The sequence below is a fragment of the Nafulsella turpanensis ZLM-10 genome, assembly GCF_000346615.1.
GTDB classification, from domain to species: domain Bacteria; phylum Bacteroidota; class Bacteroidia; order Cytophagales; family Cyclobacteriaceae; genus Nafulsella; species Nafulsella turpanensis.
Genome location: NZ_ANNU01000010.1, coordinates 117513 through 138625, shown reverse-complemented (window position 1 = coordinate 138625; position 21113 = coordinate 117513). Strand labels below are relative to the sequence as shown.

The window sequence follows — 21113 nt, the reverse complement described above, 5'->3', positions numbered from 1 at the left end:
TTTTAATTGGTTAATTCTTTTACTATTTTATAAGTACCATACCCAACTCCTGCAATAGCCAGGGCAAGGCCTGCTATGTGAAGCGGTTTGTTCCATTGAGCATTAGCTGGCAGAACGGTTTGGACATATTGTTCTTCAGGAGCCAGTCTTAACGGAGCTATATTCTGTGATGCTAATCTTGCCTCAGATATCGTTGACACCTTACTGGCAGCGGGCTTTTCTGGAGGTTCCGGGGCAGTTCGGGCCTCATTACTGTACTGGTAGATGGATACCTTAGGCTCGTATTGAGTGCCGGAATTTGTCCTGGGCTTTGTAACGATCTGTCTAAGCGTTAACCGCTGCTTTATTACAGCTTCAGGTTTTAGAGTAAGAACACCTAAGTCATCCGATAGTAGATCTGCCGAATCCACACCACTCACTTCACCGAACCTTATACCATTAATCTCACCTGATAAGAGATTATCTCCCATGGTGAAATCCCGGCATTCTGAAAAGGGCACTTCGTAGTTCGGGTAATCTGCCACGCAATCAATGGTGATATAGCCAGAAGTAGAGTTGCTTAGCTCCTGGTGGTTATTTCCATCTTTTGGTACGATAGGGTAAATATGCTGGAAGTGGCTTTTACCTCCATACTTCGTGATCCTGACCTTGTGCGGGATATTTAAAATGCGAAGGATACTGGAGATAAAGACAGTATAACAGTCACAATCTACTCCCTGGTAGCGATCTGCCCATGTTCTGGAAGGTCTTCGTACCTGTTCAATACCCGCTTCATCTTTTTTGTACTGAATATGCTGGTAAACAAAATTCCATATATTCCGACAGGTCTCTTCCAGGTCTTTTCCTTTTAATATAGGCGCAATTACCCTGGTGTCATTTTTAGTCTCTTCGACTAATGACTTAATCAGGTTGATGGTATGGTGGAGTTTTGCTTTACCCTTTCCTTTTACTACCGTATCCTGCTTTACGCTGACAGGAAAAAGCTTATCATACTCCCGACCTGGTCTTATACGTCTGTGTCGTAATGTTTCCATCAGAAACTGAGTTTTATAAGGTCTTCTTTCAGGTAAGGAATACTATTCACCCTGGTAGAGGTAGCAGCGATAATTTCCAGATCAGTCTTTTCACCGCTTCTGATCCTGTTGATCAGGCTCGTTCCCAAGGACTGGATTAAAGTGAGCCAGCCAGCTGACTGTATGTTCAGGTCAAATGACTGTTCTCCATATTGAGGAATACTGATCACCTCATTCTTCAATGCGGAAGTGCCTAAGGAGGATCCTTTATACAAGATGTTTACAAAAGGATACTGGATCTTTAGTGCGATAGGATTAGGATTTTGTAAGGTGACCCTTGCTTTAAATTCTATACCGGAAAGGCTTACCTTATGGACCTTCACAGAAGTCCGGGTATTAATAGAGTTGGAAGCATTGTTCAGTCTCAACAAATATCTGCCGGCAAAAAAGGCAGCTATACCACCTGCAATCCATTTGATCATACTATCGGTTTTAAAAGCCCGAATCAAATGTGAGCAATCCTGAAAAAACATTCAAGGAGGCTTGTTAAAGGGGGTTTTTTGGAGAATTATTAAGGAAAAGAGAGCATTTCAGCGGTGGTTTGGGGACCTTGGATTGAAGTGCTGGAAATAGCTGGCGAAGCTGGGCTCTTTTGTTTTATTTGAAGTGTCTGTTGATAAAAAAAGCCTTATTTTTAGAAGGTGGATAAAGTAGCAACATTCAAATTCATGGGTAAATCTGAGCTGGCCGCAAAGCTGGGCATCAGCCGGGAAACCCTGCGGAAAAAGCTGAAAAAAGTGAAGGGGCTGAACACCGGCCGGAGGCAGCTGCTATATCCGGGGGAGTTAAAATTGATTTATGAAGAGTTTGGGATTTTGAAGGGTGGTTAAGCCTTTTTGATCTGAAAATTCATGTTCCCAGCGTGGCACAGTTGCTTAGTTCTTCTGCTTGATCAAATTATAATTTCCTTCACAATCATATCCTTTTCATCTGTTTTGCTTTCAGCGGTCATCAGGATCAACGTGCCATTGCCTTATCGGCTATACGCTTACTGCCATTTGAAAAGGGATGGTTGTTTGCAACAAAGTATAATAGGTTGGCTGCTGTTTCTTCAACGGTCGGATATAGATTCTGGTCTCCAAATGATTGGTAAATTGTACTAAGGGAGCTATTAAAAGAACCATCTTTTTCCCCTTCCAAATAGCCAGGATCCGCCAAATTTTTAATTTAAGCCGTGAAAGCCATTCAAGGCTTCCTCATAGGTAATTTTAAATACTTCATTTGCAGAAATTGTTTACCTGTAAACGCTGATGACCATAGACATCCAATATATCAAGGACATAGGTGTAATCTGTAACTACTCTTAGCAGACCTTGGGCCTCATCGGCAGAGAGCATTTTATTATTGATTACATTTTCAATTAATTTTACAGACTGCTGTATTTCTTTTTGCTCTTGAGTCTGATCCTGTAACCGCGTTTCATTAAAGGGCATACCCCTGTGCAAGATATTGTATTGTCTCAACAGATTAGTTGCCCAGATCCGAAATTGTGTACCCTGTTTTGATTTTACCCGATAACTTACGGAGATTATTCGAAATTCATTATATATTTTTGAGATGAGGTGGTTTACGATTGGAAAATATACTTGCTTGCCATTCTTTTTTTCGAATACGCACCTAAAAATATTTTCCTTCGGAAAGTTCTCCTACACTCCTCAAATCTTACGAACAAGAGAAGGAAGAATTTGCTACTAAACTTTATAGTTAATTTGATAGTATTCTTTTATATTATTCAGCACCTTCTGAAACAGGTGGGTCACATTTTAACCAATGCCATAACGATAGGCTCGCTCTTTTACTTAGGGCAACCTAAACAGACGAATATGAAAGAAGATTAGCCAGGAGAAGTGTGGCTGTATTATCTATAATTAATTGAATTTTCAAACTACATGGATAAATTTCTGGAACAATTAAATCATGAATTTCATAGGCCGTTCGAGAATTCGGTACTAATTTTTTGCATTATCCTTCTCATAATTCTTTTGGCACCTATACTGTTGCGCAAGATTCGGATTCCAGGAATAATCGGGTTAATTGTATCCGGAATTATCATTGGACCTCACGGCCTGAACATGATAGAGCAGAATGCGGCAGTAGATTTATTCTCAACAATTGGCTTGCTTTATATTATGTTTATTGCAGGCCTGGAGCTGGACTTAAAAGAATTTAGCAAGAATAAGCATAAGAGTGTGATCTTTGGTTTTCTGACCTTCATTTTTCCTTTGGCGATTGGGTTACCTGTGTGCATGTATTTACTTGGTTATGGATTTATGACCAGCTTGCTCACTGCAAGTATGTTTGCCACTCATACTTTAGTAACTTATCCAATTGTCAGCCGATTGGGAGTTTCAAAGAATGAAGCAGTTGCTATTACCGTGGGGGGCACTATTTTAACTGATACTGCAGTTCTAATAATTCTGGCAGTAGTAACAGGTGCTGTGGAAGGCGGGTTGACAAGCGAGCTTTGGATAAGGTTAGGTATTTCCTTTTTTGCTTTTGTTGCCTTTGTGGTGCTTGTTATTCCGGCTGTCTCCGGATGGTTTTTCAGGCATTGGGAAGATGAAAAGCATGCCCACTATATATATGTTCTTACCATTGTTTTTTTCTGTGCGTTTATCGCTGAAATTGCTGGTCTGGAACCAATATTAGGGGCTTTTGCGGCCGGCCTGGTGCTTAATAAGTTTATTCCCCATACCTCACCTCTCATGAACCGGATTGAGTTTGTTGGAAACTCTCTGTTCATTCCTTTCTTTCTGATCAGTGTAGGAATGCTGGTAAATATTGATGTGTTAATGCAGGGTCCTAGTGCACTTATTGTTGCGGCAGCCCTAACAATTGTTTCGCTTTTCGGTAAATGGATTGCCTCTTACCTTATTGCCTTGTTTATGAAATATAGCAAAGCCCAGCGCAACGTAATTTTCGGGCTCAGCAGTGCCCATGCCGCAGCCACACTTGCAGTAATCCTGGTAGGTTACAGAATCGGCATTATAGATGAAAATATCCTGAATGGAACTGTAATTCTTATTCTCATTACCTGCCTGGTTGCTTCCTTTGTCACAGAAAGTGCCGGAAAGTCCATGGCTCTTGTAGAGGACAGGAAGGATCCTACTACCTCGCAAAATCATGAGGAAAAAATTCTGGTACCTATTTCTAACCCTGATACGATGGAAAGGCTGGTAGATTTTGCCCTTACCATTAAGAATCCGGTTTATGATACTCCCATTTATGGTCTTGCAGTGGTGCAGGATGATGAAAAAGCACAGGTGAAGCTGTCAGAATCCAGAAAAATTCTGGAGAAGGCTATTGCGCATGCTTCCTCTTCCGACCAGCAAATAGAAGTAATTACAACCATCGATCAGAATGTATGTGACGGAATCCGGCGGGTTTCGAAAGAGGTAGCGGCTACAGATATAATATTAGGAAGCTCATCAAAAGTTGCCTTTTCTGACAGGTTTTTTGGGGGCTTTATCCATACGCTGCTTAATTCCACCCACCAGGAGGTGCTGGTTTATAACCCCTCCATGGCCTTAAATCTACACCAGAATGTGAGATTAATTTGTCCTCCTCATTCAGAGAAGGAGTTTGGCTTTCATAGCTGGTTGGAAAAAATCATGCGATTGGCAGGCGCCCTAACAGTTGATATTTATATTTACTCTTCTAAAACATCTTATGACAATATCAATAATTTTATCAGGGAAAATAAACTGAGTAATGAGGTGAAGCACAAGGATTTTAATGAAATAGAAGATTTTCTGGTGTTGGCTAAGGATTTTAAAAAGCAGGATATAATAGTGGTGGTATCGCCAAGGAAGGGCAGTCTCTCCTATAACTCCGTACTTGATATGGTGCCAATTAAATTAAATAAACACTTAGCAGCCTATAGTTATATTGTGGTATATCCTAAAGTGGAGGAGTCAAAACATTTATCTGAAATCTCTCAATATGTTTAATGTAGAACAGTTACTGAAAACCACCCAATACATTAGCAGGAGCAATAAAATGAAAACCTTAGTTCCGGTTTAAGTTTTAAACCTGCCGTAGTGAAAGAAGCCTTGTATTCATAGATTGATTTCTGGCAGCAGTCGAAAATAAAGGATGTAAAAACAGAAAGTCAGGAGAAAGTAAGAATTGCTTATCTTCTTCTTTAGGTGATATGCTGAAATATTGCTTTTTTATATAAACAAAGGATGTTTATGTTCCTTTATGCCGGAATTAGTACCGATTACCTGTAGAGATTCACATAACTGTAATATGGATTTCACAATAAAGAATCCCTGGGAGATTCTTTATTTAATTCTTTGTTTAAGCTAAGGGCGGCGCTTATTAGGCCAAGATGGGTAAAGGCTTGAGGGAAGTTACCCAAATGCTCACCCTTTACCCCTAGTTGTTCTGCGTAAAGCCCTACATGGTTGGCATAGCCAAGCATTTTTTCAAAAAACAGGGTGGCTTTATTTAGTTGCCCTGCCCTGGCAAGGCACTCCACATACCAGAAGGTGCACATGGAGAAGGTTCCCTCACCTCCAGTGAGCCCCTCCACTTCTTCATCAGGGCGGTAGCGATAAACCATCGAGTCAGATACCAGTTCCTCTTCAATGCGTTTAAGTGTGGAAAGCCACTTGGGATCGGTGGGGCTGATGAAGCGTATGATGGGCATAAACAGAGTGGCCGCATCTACCGTTTTGGCTCCTTTAAACTGGACAAAGGACTGTAGCTCCTCATCCCAAAACTCATGATGAATGGTATGGAAAATTTTATCACGCTCCTCCTTCCAGCTCGGGTTCAAAGGGTATGAATGATTATGTGCAATACGCATACCCCTGTCAATGGCTACCCAGCAAAGTAATCTGGAGTAAAGGAACTTTCGCTTGCCTCCACGCACCTCCCATATTCCCTCATCTTCTCTTTGCCAGTTATTGCACACCCACTCTACCTGCCTGGAGAGGTTTTGCCAGAAGCCGTAAGAGATAGGCTCCACATATTTGTCGTAGAGGTATACCGAGTCTAATAATTCACCATAAATGTCCAGCTGTATTTGATCATAGGCACCATTGCCAATGCGAACGGGCCGTGATTGTTTATAGCCCTCCAGGTGGTTAAGTTCTATTTCCTGCAGATCTAACTTTCCATCCAAGGTATACATCAGCCTCAGGTAATCTCCATCAGGAATTTCATTACATTGCCTTTCGACCCACCTCATAAAGGCGGTTGCTTCTTTTTTATAGCCCAGGTTGATTAGAGCATAAATAGTGAAAGAGGCATCGCGGATCCAGGTGTAACGATAGTCCCAGTTACGCTCTCCTCCCATATCTTCAGGCAAAGAAAAGGTTGGTGCTGCCACAATGGAGCCATAGCGGTAGGAGGTCATCAGCTTTAGTGCCAGTGCCGATCGATGCACCATTTCCATCCAACGGCCACGGTAATTACATTTTCCAGTCCAGTTTTTCCAGTAATTGATGTTGTCGAAGAGACTTTTTTCAACAAAAGATCTTAACTCTTCTATCTGAACGGGTTTTTGCGCTACCTCCTCCAGCATAAAATCAGCCAGACCGCCGCCTCCAAGGGTAAACTCGGCATAAACATCCCCATTTCTATGTTGAAGAGGTACACTGCTTAGCAGGCGCAGCATCAGTCGGCGGCTGCCCTGGCTGGTGAAGATTACCTCATGTTCGTTTATCTGGGTGATGGTATGATTAGCTCTGGCATAATCAAAGCGGGGGCAGCATTCCAGCTTGAAGCGCATTTTGCCCTTAATGCAGGCAACTCTTCGGATGATTTCTTTACCCCCATAGTTTTCTTCCTCGGGCATAAAGTCAGTGATCTCCGCAACACCTTCATCGGACAGGAAGCGGGTGAGTAATACGTTTGTTTCGGGTAAGTAGAGTTGCTTATGATTTATATCTTCCAGTATAGGATGTATATTGAAGAATCCACCCTTGTCTTTATCAAGCATTGCTGCAAATATGCTGGGAGAATCAAAGTCAGGAAAGCACATGAAATCGATAGATCCCCGCTTACTTATCAGAGCCACGGTATTTAAATCTCCAATAATCCCGTAATCCTCAATCGGCTGATAGTGCTTCATTTTGAAATTTATTAGTAATAGTTGCAAAACCTTGTTAATGGGTAATTGTTTGCACACCGATACCTTCTGTAAGGGGCCAATATAGTTTATATTAGTAATTCAACAATTTGAGTGAAATGTGAAGAAATAGCTCTATATACCTGACATAATCATTTTGAATATTTGGTTAACTGACTTATTATCAGGTGATAATCATTCAATATTCACCTTAAACAAAATTATAAAAGTTTGCTTTTATAAATAAAGAAGTATTACTACCAAGAGGAATTAGAAATCATGTTTAAAAAAATTGCAGTCCTGATTGAATTCTCTTCTCCGGTAGTTCCCCTTCTTTCTGAAGCAAAAAGATTGCAGGAGACTTTTAAATGTGAGCTTTTCTTTATTCACGTTGAAAAGAAAGATTTGTACGAACAACAGGTAGAGCAAGAGGAAGGAAAAGAGCAGGGATCAACACGGGAATTACTTTTCTTAGATCCCGAAGCCAAACAATTCATTATTTGGGAAACAGGAAACCCTGTAGTCAAAGTCCTGGATTTTTGTAGAAAGGAAGGGATAGATCTTTTAATCACAGGGGCCTACAAAAAAGATAGTTTGATTGATTATTATATTGGCTCCACAATTTTGGATATAATTAGAAATACGATTTGTTCTACTCTTATCCTGAAGGATCCTTCTGAAGAACCATTTCCTTTTAAGGATATTGTAATTGATGGTAGTGACCGGGGCTCTTCAATGAAGGCGTTGCAGATTGGATGTTCTATTGCCAGGTTTGCAAAATCTAATCGTATTCATGTGTTAAAAGGAATACAACTATTTGGCTTTAAGATGTCTGTTGCATCAGAATATTCACTAAAGAAATATAATACGAAGAGAAAAGGGTTAATAGAGGGTGAATTAGATAATTTAAGTGAGAAATTAAAAGCCATAGATACCTCAGGACTTAAAATCCATCTCCGGGTAACAAAGGGCAGGCATGGCGCAGAAGTTAGCAATTTTGCAAAGGAAATGGGAGCCGATCTTATAGTTGCACCGGGTCCTGATCACACTTTAGACATTATTGATAGGATTATTCCTCATGATATTGAATTTATTCTGAAGGATCTACCTAGTAATTTCCTTATTGTGGTATAGTTAAGCATTGTTTATAATGAAAAAGAAATATATATTACAGCTAAAATTATATTCAGCCGCATGTCAAATATAAGAACCACAATTCTTTAAGAAAGGTTATAATTTTTTGTAACCATTGATGGACGGGAGGTATCAAAAGCGAAAAGCCCGGAAAAACTTTTACATTCTTCCGGACTTTGAGGTATAACCATCTCGGTTACAAACTAGTCTAAAAAAAAATCGCACTAGAGAGAGATTAAAAAATAACCAAACTATTATTATAAACGCTGGTTATGGGCTTTTGTTGTAAAAATACTTTCCTCTTCATGAATAAAAGGTTATATGGTTTCTTTTGAGTGCTTGTTGGGCATAAATTTCGGAAACAAATAGCTAATGAAATTGTATTAGCTTCAACTTCATTAGCTATTTGTTTGAGGAACCAGTGTATCTGATTATACACAAAAGGCAGGAAGATGAGCGGTGGCTAAATCTGTTTATTTCGGCTTCAAACCTTTAACTTACCACGGAGAGCATTAAATTGTGTCTTTAAATTATTCCACCGTATTATTATCCTGGTGTTGCAATGCTAGTGTAGGTTTAGGCTTTTTCTCTGCTTTATGTACCCCCATATGCCCATTTAGTGCCTTAACAGTTCTGAATTCCCTGTGGCATTCCGGGCAAATAAATGGTTTCTCTATTTCTTCATCCATGTTTACAGCCTTGTTTACACTTTTGATTTCCGATATTTTCTCCACAAATAGTTCTGCATAGCTATATCCGGTAAAGGCAAGGATGGCTGAAAGAAATATTTTGGTAAACCCCGTGATGTAAACATCCTCTATAAAACCGAAAGGGTTATAATATAGCAGGTTGATTATAAAGGCAAAAAGGGCATATAATTCCGGCTTTCTTTTGATGAAATGGATTGTGAACACAAGGATGGTGAGATCAAAACTAATGGCATAAAATAGTGCATAAACACTTTTAAAATAGTTGTTGCCATCAAAGGGAGAGATCTTGTAAAACAGCTGGTGGGTATGCAATATCATGGGAATGGTACCGGCAATTACCACCAGAAAGATAAATTTGCGGGAGAACAGGAAAGTCTCAAATTGTTCAAAAGATGTGGTTTTCATAGTTTTTTGATTGTCCTAACCGGAATCGAATCAAAATTCGCACCGCGAAATAATTTGCGGGTTATATACGGTGCCCTCGTTTAAACTTAGCTAGTTCAGCTCCGTCGTCTTTATTTTCATAGATAATAGCCGTTTCCCACTTTCCCTTAAAGGTTTCCAGCAGCATTTTCTCTAGCCTTTGTATTCCTAAAGCCTGATTTTGCTTTGCTCTTCGGTGGTTTTTATCCAGAGAATAAAAAGTCCTCACATTGCCGTCATAAAACCACACAATGCACTTACTTAAAGCTTCACGCTTTCCTATTTCTGATATCATTGGAGTGGATTTTGATTTGTAAACTGTATTGTAAACCCGCATAATAGGCTTGCATCAAAGCTTCATCTTTAAATTTGCTCAGCCGCTTTTCATGGATTCTGAAAAGTTGCAGCCGGGAATGGTTCTTGAATCTACCTTTTTCTTGATTATGTGTCAGGGTTTCTTTTTTCACCTTCTCCAGCTCCAGTTGGTTGCGGATTTCTATTTTCAGAGTTTCCTGCCGGACATACCATTCCCAGGTGTTGATAAAGCCGTTCTTTTGATTTTGAGGATCAAAGTAAACATGCGGCTTTTGTGGTATCCAGTGGTTTACATCCCGATCCAGCCACCTTTTTACCATATCTACTCGTGCTAAAGCCGTATTGTGGTAAGCAATCCATTGACTTTGAGAATATCTGACCCTGAATTTACCGTAAACGGATTCCCAGATCAGGTTCAGCACTTCATTATTCTCAGGATCACTTAAAATTATATCCGGATAAAGGATTGTTCTGGCATGTTGCCAGAATTGCCGGATCAGCGAAAGTAGGAAAATGCGCTCCGCCTCCTCGCCATTTTTTTGTTCATGTTTCTGCTTAGGTGGAGCAGAAATGGCTTGTTTGGAAGCGGAGCATTTACCATTTTCCCCCATGTTCTTGTGGTGTTCCTGTAATGTTCCTGTGGCGATGCTTGGCTCGCCATTCTCGTCCGCCACCTTGCGGACTCCTTTGTCTTCTGGATTGGCTATATCAGGACTTATCGACTTACCAACAGTGCTATTAGCATTTTCTTGTTCATGGGGTTCATGAACTAAAGGGTGAAAATTTTTCACATTAGCGCAAAAAATATCGGAAATGGAAGGAATTGTATTCAATTTTTGGGCTGGAAACACCTCTCCCAACAACAGTTTTGGGTTTATCCACAGTTCTGTTCCACCGGAGCCCCTGCGTTCTTCCCCGATAATGATTCCGGCCTTTTTTAAGCGTTCTTTGTGATTGATGATGGTCCTGACCGTGCAACCCTGTTCTTTGGCAAGGCTTATATTAAATGTTCTAAAGCTTGGCAGCTGATCAGGAAGTACAGGTTGTAAAAGAGATGCCCTTTTCAACTGTTTCAGATAAAGCCTTACAATAGAAAAGACCGTTGCTCTGTGGCTGTTGCTAAGACAATCGGTAAGCCTGGACTGAGAGGAGTTGTGTTCGTCCATGTATGCTTTAGTATTGGCAAAAACAGTACTAAATTCAAGATATATAGGGCTGGATGAAATCTGTTGCATCGTCACTGCTTTAGAGGTTTGATATTTTGCAGTTCCCGGAGAGATGCTAAGATAGCCTTAAAGAGCCTGGCGTTTTTGTGAAACTTATCTCCTAAAAGCATTGCACTTTTCTCACCAAATTCCCTTTTTATGTAGTTAAAGGTTTGCTCATTTAGCTCACACTCCAACTCCAAATAAGCTATTTGTTCTTTGAGATTGGCCATGTTTACAGTTTTTAAGGCTATAAAATAATTTTCTGTCCTTCGATCACCTGATTAGCGTAGTGCACTAATTTGAGTAGGGACGATTCTTTAATGAGGGCGGATCTCTTTCTCCGGTCATAATATCCTTCCAGGATTTTGCATTTCAGGAATAACCCGAGTTCTCTTGGGCTCCAATGAAATTTTTCCATTACATCGGGGTATTTTTCGATCAGTTCGGCGGGGGTGAAAAAAAGGTTCTTCATTTTATTAATGGTTAAAGTGAGAGATAAGGCTTCCAAATATGTTGGGGTACCTGAAAACTGCTATTAATATAATCGAACATTCGATAAATCTATGTTGCGACGATTAAAAAAATCATCCTTTAAGTGCAATTAAAGCGTATTATCTTCAGCCTCATACATATATCTTTCCAGTTCGGAAGCATGTATTTGCCAAGCTCCTCTACTTCTCTCTTGTCTGGCCTTGAGTTGTCCTGTATTACAGTAATGGATAACAGTGCTGTACTTCATGCCGGTGGTCTGACTGAATTCTCTGGGAGTAAAGAATTCTTTATTATTAAGGCTGTTGGAAATAATGTCCCGAAGGTCATTTATAATCCTGCTGTAAAGGCTTTCAAGATCCCCCACAGTAGCCAATTGGTTTAATTCTTCCCTGGTCATCTTTGAATTATTTAGATGTTTACAAATAATGATGCTAAGGTCAAACTTTATTTTTTGCGCAAAAAGAGGATGAGTAGGAGGGCGTGCTAACATTATGTGGAACAGTAGGGGGAGCTTAACATTTAAGGATTGAGTATAATAATCTAATAGTTAGGTAGTTGGCCTAATGAGAAAAATTTTATGAAGGAATAAAATTTTTTATGAGTGAAGTAGATTAATCTATTTGGATAAGGGATGTCGCAATTATGTGCAGATGAATTGTAAACAGAGGGAAATTTTTCTAAATTTGCATTCCTGTTGCGAGGCAGTAATGCCACTTTTTTGTTTAACTTTTTGGTCCCGTAGTTCAACGGATAGAATAGGAGTTTCCTAAACTCTAGATAGGCGTTCGATTCGCCTCGGGACCACACTTTTTTCTTCCCTCAATTTACGTTCACTAATAGTTCACTAGCTAAATTTTAGCGCTTTAATTTTTTAGGTTAATGATCTTAAAACTAGCGAGTTAATAAATTTTAATAGAGAGAGGTAAAAAGTTTCCTAAACTCTAGATGCAAGCGGCCGCCGCTGCGGTTCGATTCTTGCCGGGACCACTCAATGAAAACAAGATCCCCTGTAAACTATGCGTTTGCAGGGGTTTTATTTGTTGTAGAGGGGAATTATCTGCGAGGCTGCTGCCAGTAAAAAAGGATCTGCCTCAGATTTCTTGAAAAGAGGGGAGATTTGCCTCGGGGAGCAGTTAAAGCCCCTTCCTTTTGCAGGCTGGTGAGATAAGCTCCTTTTGTAATGGTGATGAAGCATTAGGCATCGCAGGGATATGCCGCCCTGCCGGTTTAAATAAGATTATTGGCCGTGGCGTAGCGCATCAGGTCTGCTACATTTTTAGCATTTGCTTTTTCGCGGATGCGTGCCCGGTGGGTGAAAACAGTATGCTTGCTGATGTGCAGCTTTTCCGCGATGGCCTCGCTGCTGTTTCCTTCCAGCACCAGCTTCAGTATTTCCAGCTCCCGAACAGACAGGAGCCCTTCCCCTGCCTTCGGAAAGTAATGGTTCACCTGGATGATAGTCTGTATTCCCTCCTCATTCTTACATTTTACGACGTCTGTGATTTTATTGTCCTCCCTGAAAGAGGTAATATCTGTCCAGAAGCCTAAAATAACCAGCGGTCCGTGGTGGTCGGCCTTCAGTACTTTGTTTTCCTGCAGGAGGGTGATAAAGTACTGGTCACGGTGCTGAAAGCGAAAGGTGTGCTGAAAGCAGTAGTCAGGATGACTGTCGGGATCCAGTTCCTGGATAAACTGTATGCGTTTTGGAAAAATAGTATTGTAAAAGACTTCAGCATCCTGCTGGTTATGCTGGAGAATAGTAAGGGCAATGCCCTCTGCCAGAAACTGCTCCCTTTCATAGCCGGTGAGCTGCTTTACCCCCGCGCTAAAATGGTAATACCTCCCGGTCCGGTAATCCAGGATATAACTGACGGTTGGCCCTTCCTCCAGGAAAGGATGCTGCTCCGGGTACTTTTCTAACTCGCACACCTCCTCCCGGGAAGTGTTTAATGAGCTGACTTTTTGCAAATACTGGGTAAATGAATAGCCTGGTAGGTGTTCCATAAGGGTTAAAGCTTCCTTAGCTAAAAAATGACTGCTTAATTTAAAAAAATATATGTAAAATACACAAAATTGTGTATTGAAGTAAGTGGCTATCACGCGTATATTTGTTATAACATACTGATAGTAAGTGTGTAATAAGTTTGAAATGTAAGCAGCGGCTGTAAATTAGTTATGGCCACTTTAGCCGGACAGATTCCGGCTCTATCTTCTATCTCGGAAACATTTTTGAGGCAGGGAGGAATGGTGAGGAGAACATTGAACTTTCTGCTTCAGGAAGGTTAAGAGGTATCCGGGAATTTTTTATAAGACCATTAAACTTAAAAAGCATTCATTAAAAAAAGGACAGTACCAGGGAAGCTTTAAGCGGCTTCTTCGTACGCAAAAGAGCAGGTACCCCGGTACCGCAACCCATTACAAAGCCTACTCCGTTTCCGGCCCAAACCGGAAGATCCCCCGCAGATTTCCTTTTTCCATATTGCATCATCTTTTTTCCGGTATTAGCCTGCAAAGGCTACTGAAGATTCTTTCTGCAGGAAGAAAGCCGGATAAGAAGCGCCCGGGGCAGCCAGGCAGGCATCAAAAAGATCATACGCCTCACCGGATCTGGAAAAGGAAGAACAGCAGGGAAACCCGACCTCCCGCAAGGGAGGAAATACAGAAAAAACAAACTATGAACTGACCTTTTACAACAACAACACATGAAACTTTTTACACCCACCTCAGCAACGCTCCTTCTCCAGGGGAGCAGCTCACCCGGAAGAGGGTCTTCAACGGAAGGCATCTCCGTAATAAACCGCTCAAAAATGGAACTATGCCTCCTGTTCCTGCTATTATTAAGCTTTTGTAGTCTGCAGCTGCGGGCACAGGAAGCCCCCGCGCCGGACAAATATACAGAAGCTGGGCTGGCAGTCCCTACCGTAACATCAGATAAAGATGACTACGCACCAGGTGAAGCCGCCATTATCACCGGCACCGGCTGGGCTTTAGACAGCCTGGTCGACATCCACCTCGAAGAAGAGCCTGCCCACGATCACCACCATGGCTATCATGACACCAAGGTAAATGCTGATGGCAGCTGGGAAATAAGGTACCCGATTGAGGAACGGCATTTGGGTACAAAATTTACTGTTGTTGTAGATGGTAAACAGAGTGGCTATCAGGGATTGGCTTATTTTACGGATGCAATCAATACTTCTATATCACTAACAAGCCCTTCATCTGCTTTGCAAGGTTCTAGTATAACAATTACTGCAACTTTAACACAAATCAATGGAACAAAAAGTGGATCTGCTGTAAGTAACGCAGAAATTAAGTTTTACTTAAATAATATTTTAATAGGTAACTCAAATACAAATTCATCTGGTGTCGCTTCTTTGTCCCATGTTATTGTGCAACCTACAGGAAGTTATAATGGAAATAGTGGTATAAAAGCAGAATTTTTAGGGACTACTGAATATAATAAAACATCTTCACAAAACCCTTTGACGGTTACTTCTTCTACTTGTACTGCACCAGCAATTACTACACATCCTTCTTCTACACCTACAGGATTTACATATGGTAGTGATGCAACATTTAGCACAACTATTTCAGGAATTGCCGATAGCTATCAATGGGAATACAGAATAAGTAGCACAAGTACAACATGGATCCCTATAACAGGCGCAACTTCTACTTCTTATACAGTTACTAAGCCAATGGTTTCAATGAGTGGATATCAGTATCGCATTAAAGTTTCTGGTTGTAATACCAATGTTTACAGTAATGCTGCCACATTAACTGTTAGTCCAAAAGGCATCACAGGTTCATTCACAGTTCCTGCAAGCAGAGCTTATAATGGCCAGACTGGTGCTACAGTATCTAGCCGCAGCTTGAGTGGTGTGTTAACTGGTGATGTGGTGACATTAGACGGTGGTGAAGCAAACTACGACAATAAAAACGTAGGCACTAACAAAACTGTAAATCTGGCCGGTGCTTCTCTTTCTGGTGCCCAGGCTGGTAACTACAGCCTATTAGGTGTAAATACTACCACTGCAGACATCACTGCCAAGCAGCTTACAGCTTCTATTGTGGCTGAGAATAAGGTATATGATGGTAGTGATGCGGCTACTGCCACAGGTAGTGTTCCATCTTCTGACGTAATCTCAGGTGATGAGGTATCAGTGAGTGTATCCGACGCTAAGTTTAACAATGCCAACGTAGGTACAGGTAAAGCGGTAACTGCTAATGTTGCAATCAGCAATACCAACTACAGCCTGTCTTCTGCCACGGCTTCTACCACTGCAGACATCACTGCCAAGCAGCTAACAGCTTCTATTGTGGCTGAGAATAAGGTATATGACGGCAACACTTCTGCTACGCTTAGCAGCCAGTCTGTAAGTGGTATGGTGAATGGTGAAAAAGTAGGCTTAGCTGTAACAGCAGCTAACTTTGCCAGTAGTGAAAGAGGTACACATACAGTAACGGCTACAGGTCTTAGTCTCACTGGTGCAGGTGATGTAATCAGAAACTATAGCCTGCCTAGCGGTGCTACTGCTACTACTACTGCCACTATATTTGCTGTACCAACTATACTTAACTTGACAGTTTCAGCACCGATGCCCCTTAATAATACATCAATTGCAAATGTCACTTTTGGACCAGATGTATTTTCCCCAACTTGGGTAATTACTAGTCCGTCTAACACGACAGCAACCAATACTACTACTGTAAGTAGTTCTGCAGAACTTAAGATTACGAGTTCAGTAGTTGGTGTACATTCCGCCTATTTAACCTACAAGGATGGAATGGACAAAGTTTACACTTCAGGAATAGTGTATTTAGTGTTCTATGATCCTTCTGCTGGCTTTGTTACGGGTGGCGGTTGGATAAATTCCCCTATAGATCAATCAGGCGAGCGACCTTATATGGCAGTATCCGGTAGAGCTAATTTTGGGTTTGTTTCTAAATATGAGAAAGGAGCAAATAAACCTTCAGGCAATACAGAGTTCCAGTTCCAAGCTGGTGGGATGAACTTCAAAAGCTCCAATTACGAGTGGTTAACAGTAGCAGGAAATAGAGCCCAATATAAAGGTTCTGGAACAATCAATGGTTTTGGAGACTTTGGCTTCATGTTAACAGCAGTAGATGGTGATTTATCCACTACCAAAACTGACGATTTGTTGAGAATAAAGATTTGGGACAAAAGCTCTGGTAAGGTTGTATATGACAACTTATTAAATGGTAACCAAGATGGTGGTAATGATCCTTCTTTATTAACTGAAAATTCTGGCACAAGAATTACCGGCTCTATCGTAATTCACCAACCAGTAAAAAGTGGCACTAAGAGCGCTCGTGAAACAACTGAAATCACTGAAGAGCTGGCTCAACCTGAAGCAGGTGAGTTCCTGAGCTATCCGAATACCTTCTCTGAGCGCACAACCATTGCTTTTGTGCTGGAAACAGAAACCGCCTATTCGCTGGAAGTGTATGACCTTAGAGGCGTGCTGGTGAAGGAAGTAGCAGCCGGAACGGCAGAAGCTGGTAGGCGCTATGAGTACGAACTGGATGGCAGTAAGATGGCAAGCGGCATGTTTGTGGCCCGCCTGCTAACTCCTTCCGGTATACAGCAGCTGAGGATGATTCGCCGGTAAACCGCTCACAGAATAAGAAATCCTTACATAATTTTAATGAAACGAAGGCCCGGAAGCATCTTCCGGGCTTTCCTTTTTTAAGACCTGTCTACCCCTGGCTTCATGTGTTTTAGTACTAACCCTTTGTTCAATAGCCGGTGGGGCCCTGGTGTTCCCGTTCCTGCCCAGGCGGAATCAGCTGGTTTAGCTTTAATCTGCCTGTGGCCCCTGTTCCGGGAGATTTGGAAGAGGAACGCTTCAGGCCAGCAGCAGTGCTAAAGTGTAAATAATGGGGAAAGGGATGGGTCAGGTATAGTTTAAATTCAATTTTATTAAGTAGATTTAATTCAGTAAACGAATCAGAACCTTTCATACTTACTTTTATTCAGATGTCCAGTATTTTAAAAAGTTCATTGCTGATGGGTGCAGGTTTCAGCCTGCTTTCCTTGCCTGTATGGGGGCAGCAAAGCAAATTAATAAGCCGCGCCAACCAAATGGCCGAGAAAATTGAGCAGAAAGTCATTGACTGCCGCCGTTATTATCACCAGTACCCGGAGCTGAGCAACCGCGAGTTTAAAACAGCTGCTAAAATAGCCGAACAGCTAAAGGCGCTCGGTATAGAGGTAGAAACAGGGGTGGCCAAAACCGGTGTAGTCGGTGTTTTAAAAGGAGGAAAGCCCGGACCCGTGGTGGCGCTCAGGGCCGATATTGATGGTTTGCCTGTGACGGAAAGAGCCGACCTGCCGTACGCTTCTAAAGAAGTGGGGGAGTATAACGGGCAGGAAGTAGGCGTAATGCATGCCTGTGGGCACGATACCCACATCGCCATGTTGCTGGGTGCAGCCGAAGTGCTGGTGAGCATGAAGGATCAGCTGAAAGGAACAGTTAAGTTTATCTTTCAGCCCGCAGAAGAGGGAGCCCCGGCCGGAGAGGAAGGGGGCGCTTCGCTGATGGTAAAAGAAGGAGTTCTGGAGAAGGGGCCAAAGCCTGAGGTGATTTTTGGTTTGCACATTAACTCTCAAACCCCGGTGGGTACGCTTAAGTATAAGCCGGGTGGTACCATGGCTGCCGCCGATATCGTCCGAATTAAAGTAAACGGAAGCCAGACCCATGGCGCATACCCCTGGAATGGCGTGGACCCTATCGTAGTATCGGCCCAGATTATCAACGGCCTGCAAACCATTGTAAGCCGCCAAACCGAGCTTACCAAAGAACCGGCTGTAGTCACTATTGGGATGGTGCATGGCGGGGTACGCAATAACATTATACCGGAAGAAGTGAAGCTGGAGGGAACGGTGCGTACGCTGGATCCTGAGATGCGGAAGGATATTCATGAGCGCATTCGCCGGACAGCCACGAACATTGCCGAAAGTGCCGGCGCTACGGCAGAAGTGGTGTTCGACCCGCAAACGCCTGTTACCTTTAACGATCCTGCCCTTACCGCGCAGATGTTACCCACCCTTGAGGCCATTGCCGGTAAAGACAATGTGGTGCTGGCAGATGCCGTACTGGGAGCAGAAGATTTCGCTTTCTTCCAGGAAAAGATCCCCGGCCTCTACCTTTTCGTAGGCGGTATGGCAAAGGACAAGAAGCCATCTGAAGTGGCTCCTCACCACACCCCGGACTTTGTAATTGATGACAGCGGCCTGACACTTGGCGTAAAAACCCTCACCGGCCTTACGCTGGACTATATGGAAGCCAAAAGTAAAAAGTAAAGGATAGCATTTTCTTATCCTGTTTTTACCGGGAAGGTCAGCTCAACAAAATAAAAATCCGCTGCAAAATGAATTGCAGCGGATTTTTTGTTTGGGAGGAGAGTATAGGTGATTTATTAAGGATTCGTAACCTCGAAGGTCGATTCATTTTCCGTGGTGTTGCCGGCAGCATCGGTGGCGGTAATGGTTACATAATACGTACCGGTGGGTGCATCGGAAGGAATCGCCTTTGTTTCCTGGATTGCCTGCCGGGTTGGGTCTTCAAATTCGGTAATCGTTTCTTCATATAACGACTGCTGGCTTCCGGCTATCCAAACCGTTACTTCAACATGTACCTCCGCCAGGTGCTGGTTGTCGGTTACCAGGGCATCGACATACACTTCGCTGCCGCGCGCATGGCTGCTGCCTGGCTCGGGCGAGTAAAGGGCAATGGCGGGAGCTTCTGTATCGGCTTCCAGTAAAATTATCTGTACACTGCCTTCGGTGCTATTGCCGGCCGTATCTGTGGCGCGCACAATAAGGGTGTAGTTTCCGGCAGCAAAACCATCTACGGAAATGCTTTCCGTTAAATCAGCTTCTTTTGCATTATTTAAAAAGTCCTGCGGGTTTTCGGTATGCACCAGCTGCGGTTCCCCGGCAGCGCCCTGCAACCAAACAGTCACCTCTTCGAGGCTTGCTTCATCTTCGGCCAGCGCCTCGAGCGCAATATCCTGGTTCAGGTAGAATTCTGCATTGGCAGTCGGGCTGCTGATGGTAACAGAAGGAACAGTGGTATCGGGCTTCCGTACCTCAAACTCAATACTTTTATCCCTGCTGTGCCCCTGCAGGTCGGTGGCCATGGCGGTAAGGGTGTAGGTCCCTTCAGGCGCATCGGAGGCTAAAACAATCTGCTCTGTAATGTCGGTTTCAGTGCGGCTGTCGGTAAATTCTTCGGCATATATTTCCTGTGTCTGCCCGTCGGGGAAGCTAAGGGTTAAACTGGCGGAGGTCAGGCCTTCTTCATCTGTAACGGCAGCATTTGCTTCGACTGTTTCGCCGGGGGTAAATACGGTTCCGGCAGCCGGTGAATGGAGGGTGATAGAAGGAGCCAGCGCATCGGAGGCTTTCAGCAGGATGTTTACACTTTTCTCAGTGGTATTCCCCCCGGAGTCGGTTACTTTTGCAGTAAGCGTATACTCGCCAAGCGGCGATTCGGCACTAAAGGCGTGGGTTAGGCGAATTTCCGTGTTGGTACGCCTGTCGGTATAGCTTTTGGTAAACAGCTCCTCCACCTGCCCGCCCGGAAGGGCTAACTGCACCAGGGCACCGGCCAGTTCAACATTGTCGCTGGCATTGATTTCGACCGACATTACATCGTCGGTATCGAATTCCCTTCCTTCGCCGGGGTTAAGAATGCGGAGCGTGGGAGCGGAACCATCGGCTTCCCTTAGCTCAATTTTAGTGGTTTCAGTAGCTTTATTTCCTGCTGGGTCGATGGCTTCCACGGTAATAGTATATTCGCCGGCGGCCGCCTCACTATCCATAACAATCTGCTCTTCAATGACGGTCTCTGCAGGCTGTTCAGCCAGCTCCTCCGTATAAACCTGTTGAGCTTCTGCTCCCGGAGCAGTTACATAAATATTTACTGTTTTTATGGCAATGTTATCTGCCAGGCTGGCATTAAGGGCTATTTCCTCTGCAGGGCCAAAGGTAGCGCCCTCGCCGGGGGTGTTAATGGTAATGGCCGGCGCCTCTGCATCGGCCTCTTCGGCTTCCCGGATGTTAATGGTAATGCTTTCGTCTGTAACATTGTCGAAAACATCGGTCGCCTGTACGGTGAGCAGGTACTCCCCGGGGGCAAGGGTGCCCAGCAGGCTTAAAGAAAGGATGCGGTCAATGAGCACTTCCCGATTATTGTTGGTGAAATTGTCTTTGTTTTCGTTCAGCACCATGGCCTCTCCCGCTGGTGGTGTAATAATAAGGCTTACTGCCTCCAGCTCAGATTCGTCCGTGACAGCGGCTTTAACTACCACATCATCTTCCTGCCCATAAGTAGCGCCATCGGAAGGGGACGTGATGGCTACCAGGGGGGCGGTGGTATCGGGTACAGCTTCATCTTCGCAGGCCATAAAAAGGCAGGCGAGGACGGCAAAAGTTAAAAGAGAAAACTTATTCATGCTTATTCTTCGGTTGAGTTTAAAAAGAAAATGCTGAAGCAGGCCGTAAAAAGTTGACTGGCTTAAAGGGGGCTTCAGTTTATATAGGACTGATAAAAGAGGGAAAGGTTGGGTTTTAGGGGAACATTTTTAAGGAGGCTCTTTCTTTTCTTTTAAAGGTACAATGCCCTAACGGTTTAGCTATATTAAAGTG

At 43.0% G+C, this 21113-nt stretch carries 18 protein-coding genes, 1 tRNA gene and 1 pseudogene; 6 read left to right on the top strand and 14 right to left on the bottom strand.

Annotated elements, in window-relative coordinates; translation table 11 throughout:
• Window positions 1-2 precede the first annotated feature (2 nt).
• Complete coding sequence (locus F752_RS0105380) at window positions 3-1034, bottom strand: hypothetical protein (RefSeq protein WP_017730708.1); 1032 nt, start codon at window positions 1032-1034, stop codon at window positions 3-5.
• Complete coding sequence (locus F752_RS0105375; protein WP_040664351.1) at window positions 1034-1495, bottom strand: LEA type 2 family protein; 462 nt, start codon at window positions 1493-1495, stop codon at window positions 1034-1036. The genes F752_RS0105380 and F752_RS0105375 overlap by 1 nt, the downstream gene beginning before the upstream one ends.
• Window positions 1496-1741: 246 nt before the next feature.
• Here F752_RS0105375 and F752_RS26005 point away from each other — a divergent pair, with 246 nt between their 5' ends.
• Window positions 1742-1903, top strand: coding sequence for a helix-turn-helix domain-containing protein (locus F752_RS26005; protein WP_017730706.1), 162 nt, complete (start codon window positions 1742-1744; stop codon window positions 1901-1903).
• A gap of 127 nt (window positions 1904-2030) precedes the next feature.
• On the opposite strand, the gene F752_RS26965 is transcribed toward F752_RS26005, so the two are convergent.
• The 3 genes and pseudogenes from F752_RS26965 to rhuM form a co-directional block, all read right to left on the bottom strand.
• Window positions 2031-2213: a Fic family protein gene (locus F752_RS26965; protein WP_407635419.1), complete on the bottom strand. Its 183-nt coding sequence runs from the start codon at window positions 2211-2213 to the stop codon at window positions 2031-2033.
• A 77-nt stretch (window positions 2214-2290) separates the two neighbouring features.
• Window positions 2291-2506: a hypothetical protein gene (locus F752_RS26960; RefSeq protein ID WP_026135539.1), complete on the bottom strand. Its 216-nt coding sequence runs from the start codon at window positions 2504-2506 to the stop codon at window positions 2291-2293.
• A 3-nt stretch (window positions 2507-2509) separates the two neighbouring features.
• Window positions 2510-2602 (bottom strand): annotated as a pseudogene (gene rhuM, locus F752_RS26955) (RhuM family protein); the annotation flags it as partial.
• Between the two features lie 360 nt (window positions 2603-2962).
• Here rhuM and F752_RS0105350 point away from each other — a divergent pair.
• Window positions 2963-5023 carry a cation:proton antiporter gene (locus tag F752_RS0105350; protein WP_017730704.1) on the top strand — a complete coding sequence of 687 codons (2061 nt, stop codon included), beginning with the start codon at window positions 2963-2965 and terminating at the stop codon, window positions 5021-5023.
• Window positions 5024-5331: 308 nt separating this feature from the next.
• Here F752_RS0105350 and F752_RS0105345 read toward each other — a convergent pair whose 3' ends face one another.
• Window positions 5332-7155, bottom strand: coding sequence for a glycoside hydrolase family 15 protein (locus F752_RS0105345; RefSeq protein WP_017730703.1), 1824 nt, complete (start codon window positions 7153-7155; stop codon window positions 5332-5334).
• Window positions 7156-7431: 276 nt separating this feature from the next.
• Between F752_RS0105345 and F752_RS0105340 the strand changes: the two genes are divergently transcribed.
• On the top strand, window positions 7432-8286 hold the full coding sequence (locus F752_RS0105340; RefSeq protein WP_017730702.1) for a universal stress protein: 855 nt from the start codon (window positions 7432-7434) through the stop codon (window positions 8284-8286).
• Window positions 8287-8816: 530 nt separating this feature from the next.
• Here the strand turns inward: F752_RS0105340 and F752_RS0105335 are convergent.
• From F752_RS0105335 to F752_RS0105310, 6 genes are all read right to left on the bottom strand, one after another.
• On the bottom strand, window positions 8817-9401 hold the full coding sequence (locus F752_RS0105335; protein WP_017730701.1) for a C2H2-type zinc finger protein: 585 nt from the start codon (window positions 9399-9401) through the stop codon (window positions 8817-8819).
• A gap of 61 nt (window positions 9402-9462) precedes the next feature.
• A complete protein-coding gene (locus F752_RS0105330; protein ID WP_017730700.1) occupies window positions 9463-9714 on the bottom strand; it encodes a hypothetical protein in 252 nt (83 codons plus the stop codon).
• Complete coding sequence (locus tag F752_RS0105325; RefSeq protein WP_017730699.1) at window positions 9689-10969, bottom strand: hypothetical protein; 1281 nt, start codon at window positions 10967-10969, stop codon at window positions 9689-9691. The genes F752_RS0105330 and F752_RS0105325 overlap by 26 nt, the downstream gene beginning before the upstream one ends.
• A gap of 2 nt (window positions 10970-10971) precedes the next feature.
• A complete protein-coding gene (locus tag F752_RS0105320; RefSeq protein WP_017730698.1) occupies window positions 10972-11172 on the bottom strand; it encodes a hypothetical protein in 201 nt (66 codons plus the stop codon).
• Window positions 11173-11189: 17 nt separating this feature from the next.
• The gene (locus F752_RS0105315; RefSeq protein ID WP_017730697.1) at window positions 11190-11414 is read right to left on the bottom strand and encodes a hypothetical protein; all 225 of its coding nucleotides are present in this window, start codon (window positions 11412-11414) and stop codon (window positions 11190-11192) included.
• Window positions 11415-11543: 129 nt separating this feature from the next.
• On the bottom strand, window positions 11544-11831 hold the full coding sequence (locus F752_RS0105310) for a MerR family transcriptional regulator (RefSeq protein ID WP_017730696.1): 288 nt from the start codon (window positions 11829-11831) through the stop codon (window positions 11544-11546).
• A 335-nt stretch (window positions 11832-12166) separates the two neighbouring features.
• Here F752_RS0105310 and F752_RS0105305 point away from each other — a divergent pair.
• Window positions 12167-12238, top strand: a tRNA-Arg gene (locus F752_RS0105305).
• Window positions 12239-12661: 423 nt separating this feature from the next.
• Here the strand turns inward: F752_RS0105305 and F752_RS25220 are convergent.
• Window positions 12662-13438: a response regulator transcription factor gene (locus F752_RS25220; protein ID WP_017730695.1), complete on the bottom strand. Its 777-nt coding sequence runs from the start codon at window positions 13436-13438 to the stop codon at window positions 12662-12664.
• Window positions 13439-14136: 698 nt separating this feature from the next.
• Between F752_RS25220 and F752_RS25215 the strand changes: the two genes are divergently transcribed.
• The gene (locus tag F752_RS25215; protein ID WP_017730692.1) at window positions 14137-17070 is read left to right on the top strand and encodes a YDG domain-containing protein; all 2934 of its coding nucleotides are present in this window, start codon (window positions 14137-14139) and stop codon (window positions 17068-17070) included.
• A 368-nt stretch (window positions 17071-17438) separates the two neighbouring features.
• Complete coding sequence (locus F752_RS0105275) at window positions 17439-18764, top strand: amidohydrolase (RefSeq protein ID WP_017730690.1); 1326 nt, start codon at window positions 17439-17441, stop codon at window positions 18762-18764.
• A gap of 116 nt (window positions 18765-18880) precedes the next feature.
• Here F752_RS0105275 and F752_RS0105270 read toward each other — a convergent pair whose 3' ends face one another.
• Window positions 18881-20920 carry a DUF4625 domain-containing protein gene (locus F752_RS0105270; RefSeq protein WP_017730689.1) on the bottom strand — a complete coding sequence of 680 codons (2040 nt, stop codon included), beginning with the start codon at window positions 20918-20920 and terminating at the stop codon, window positions 18881-18883.
• Window positions 20921-21113: the final 193 nt, after the last annotated feature.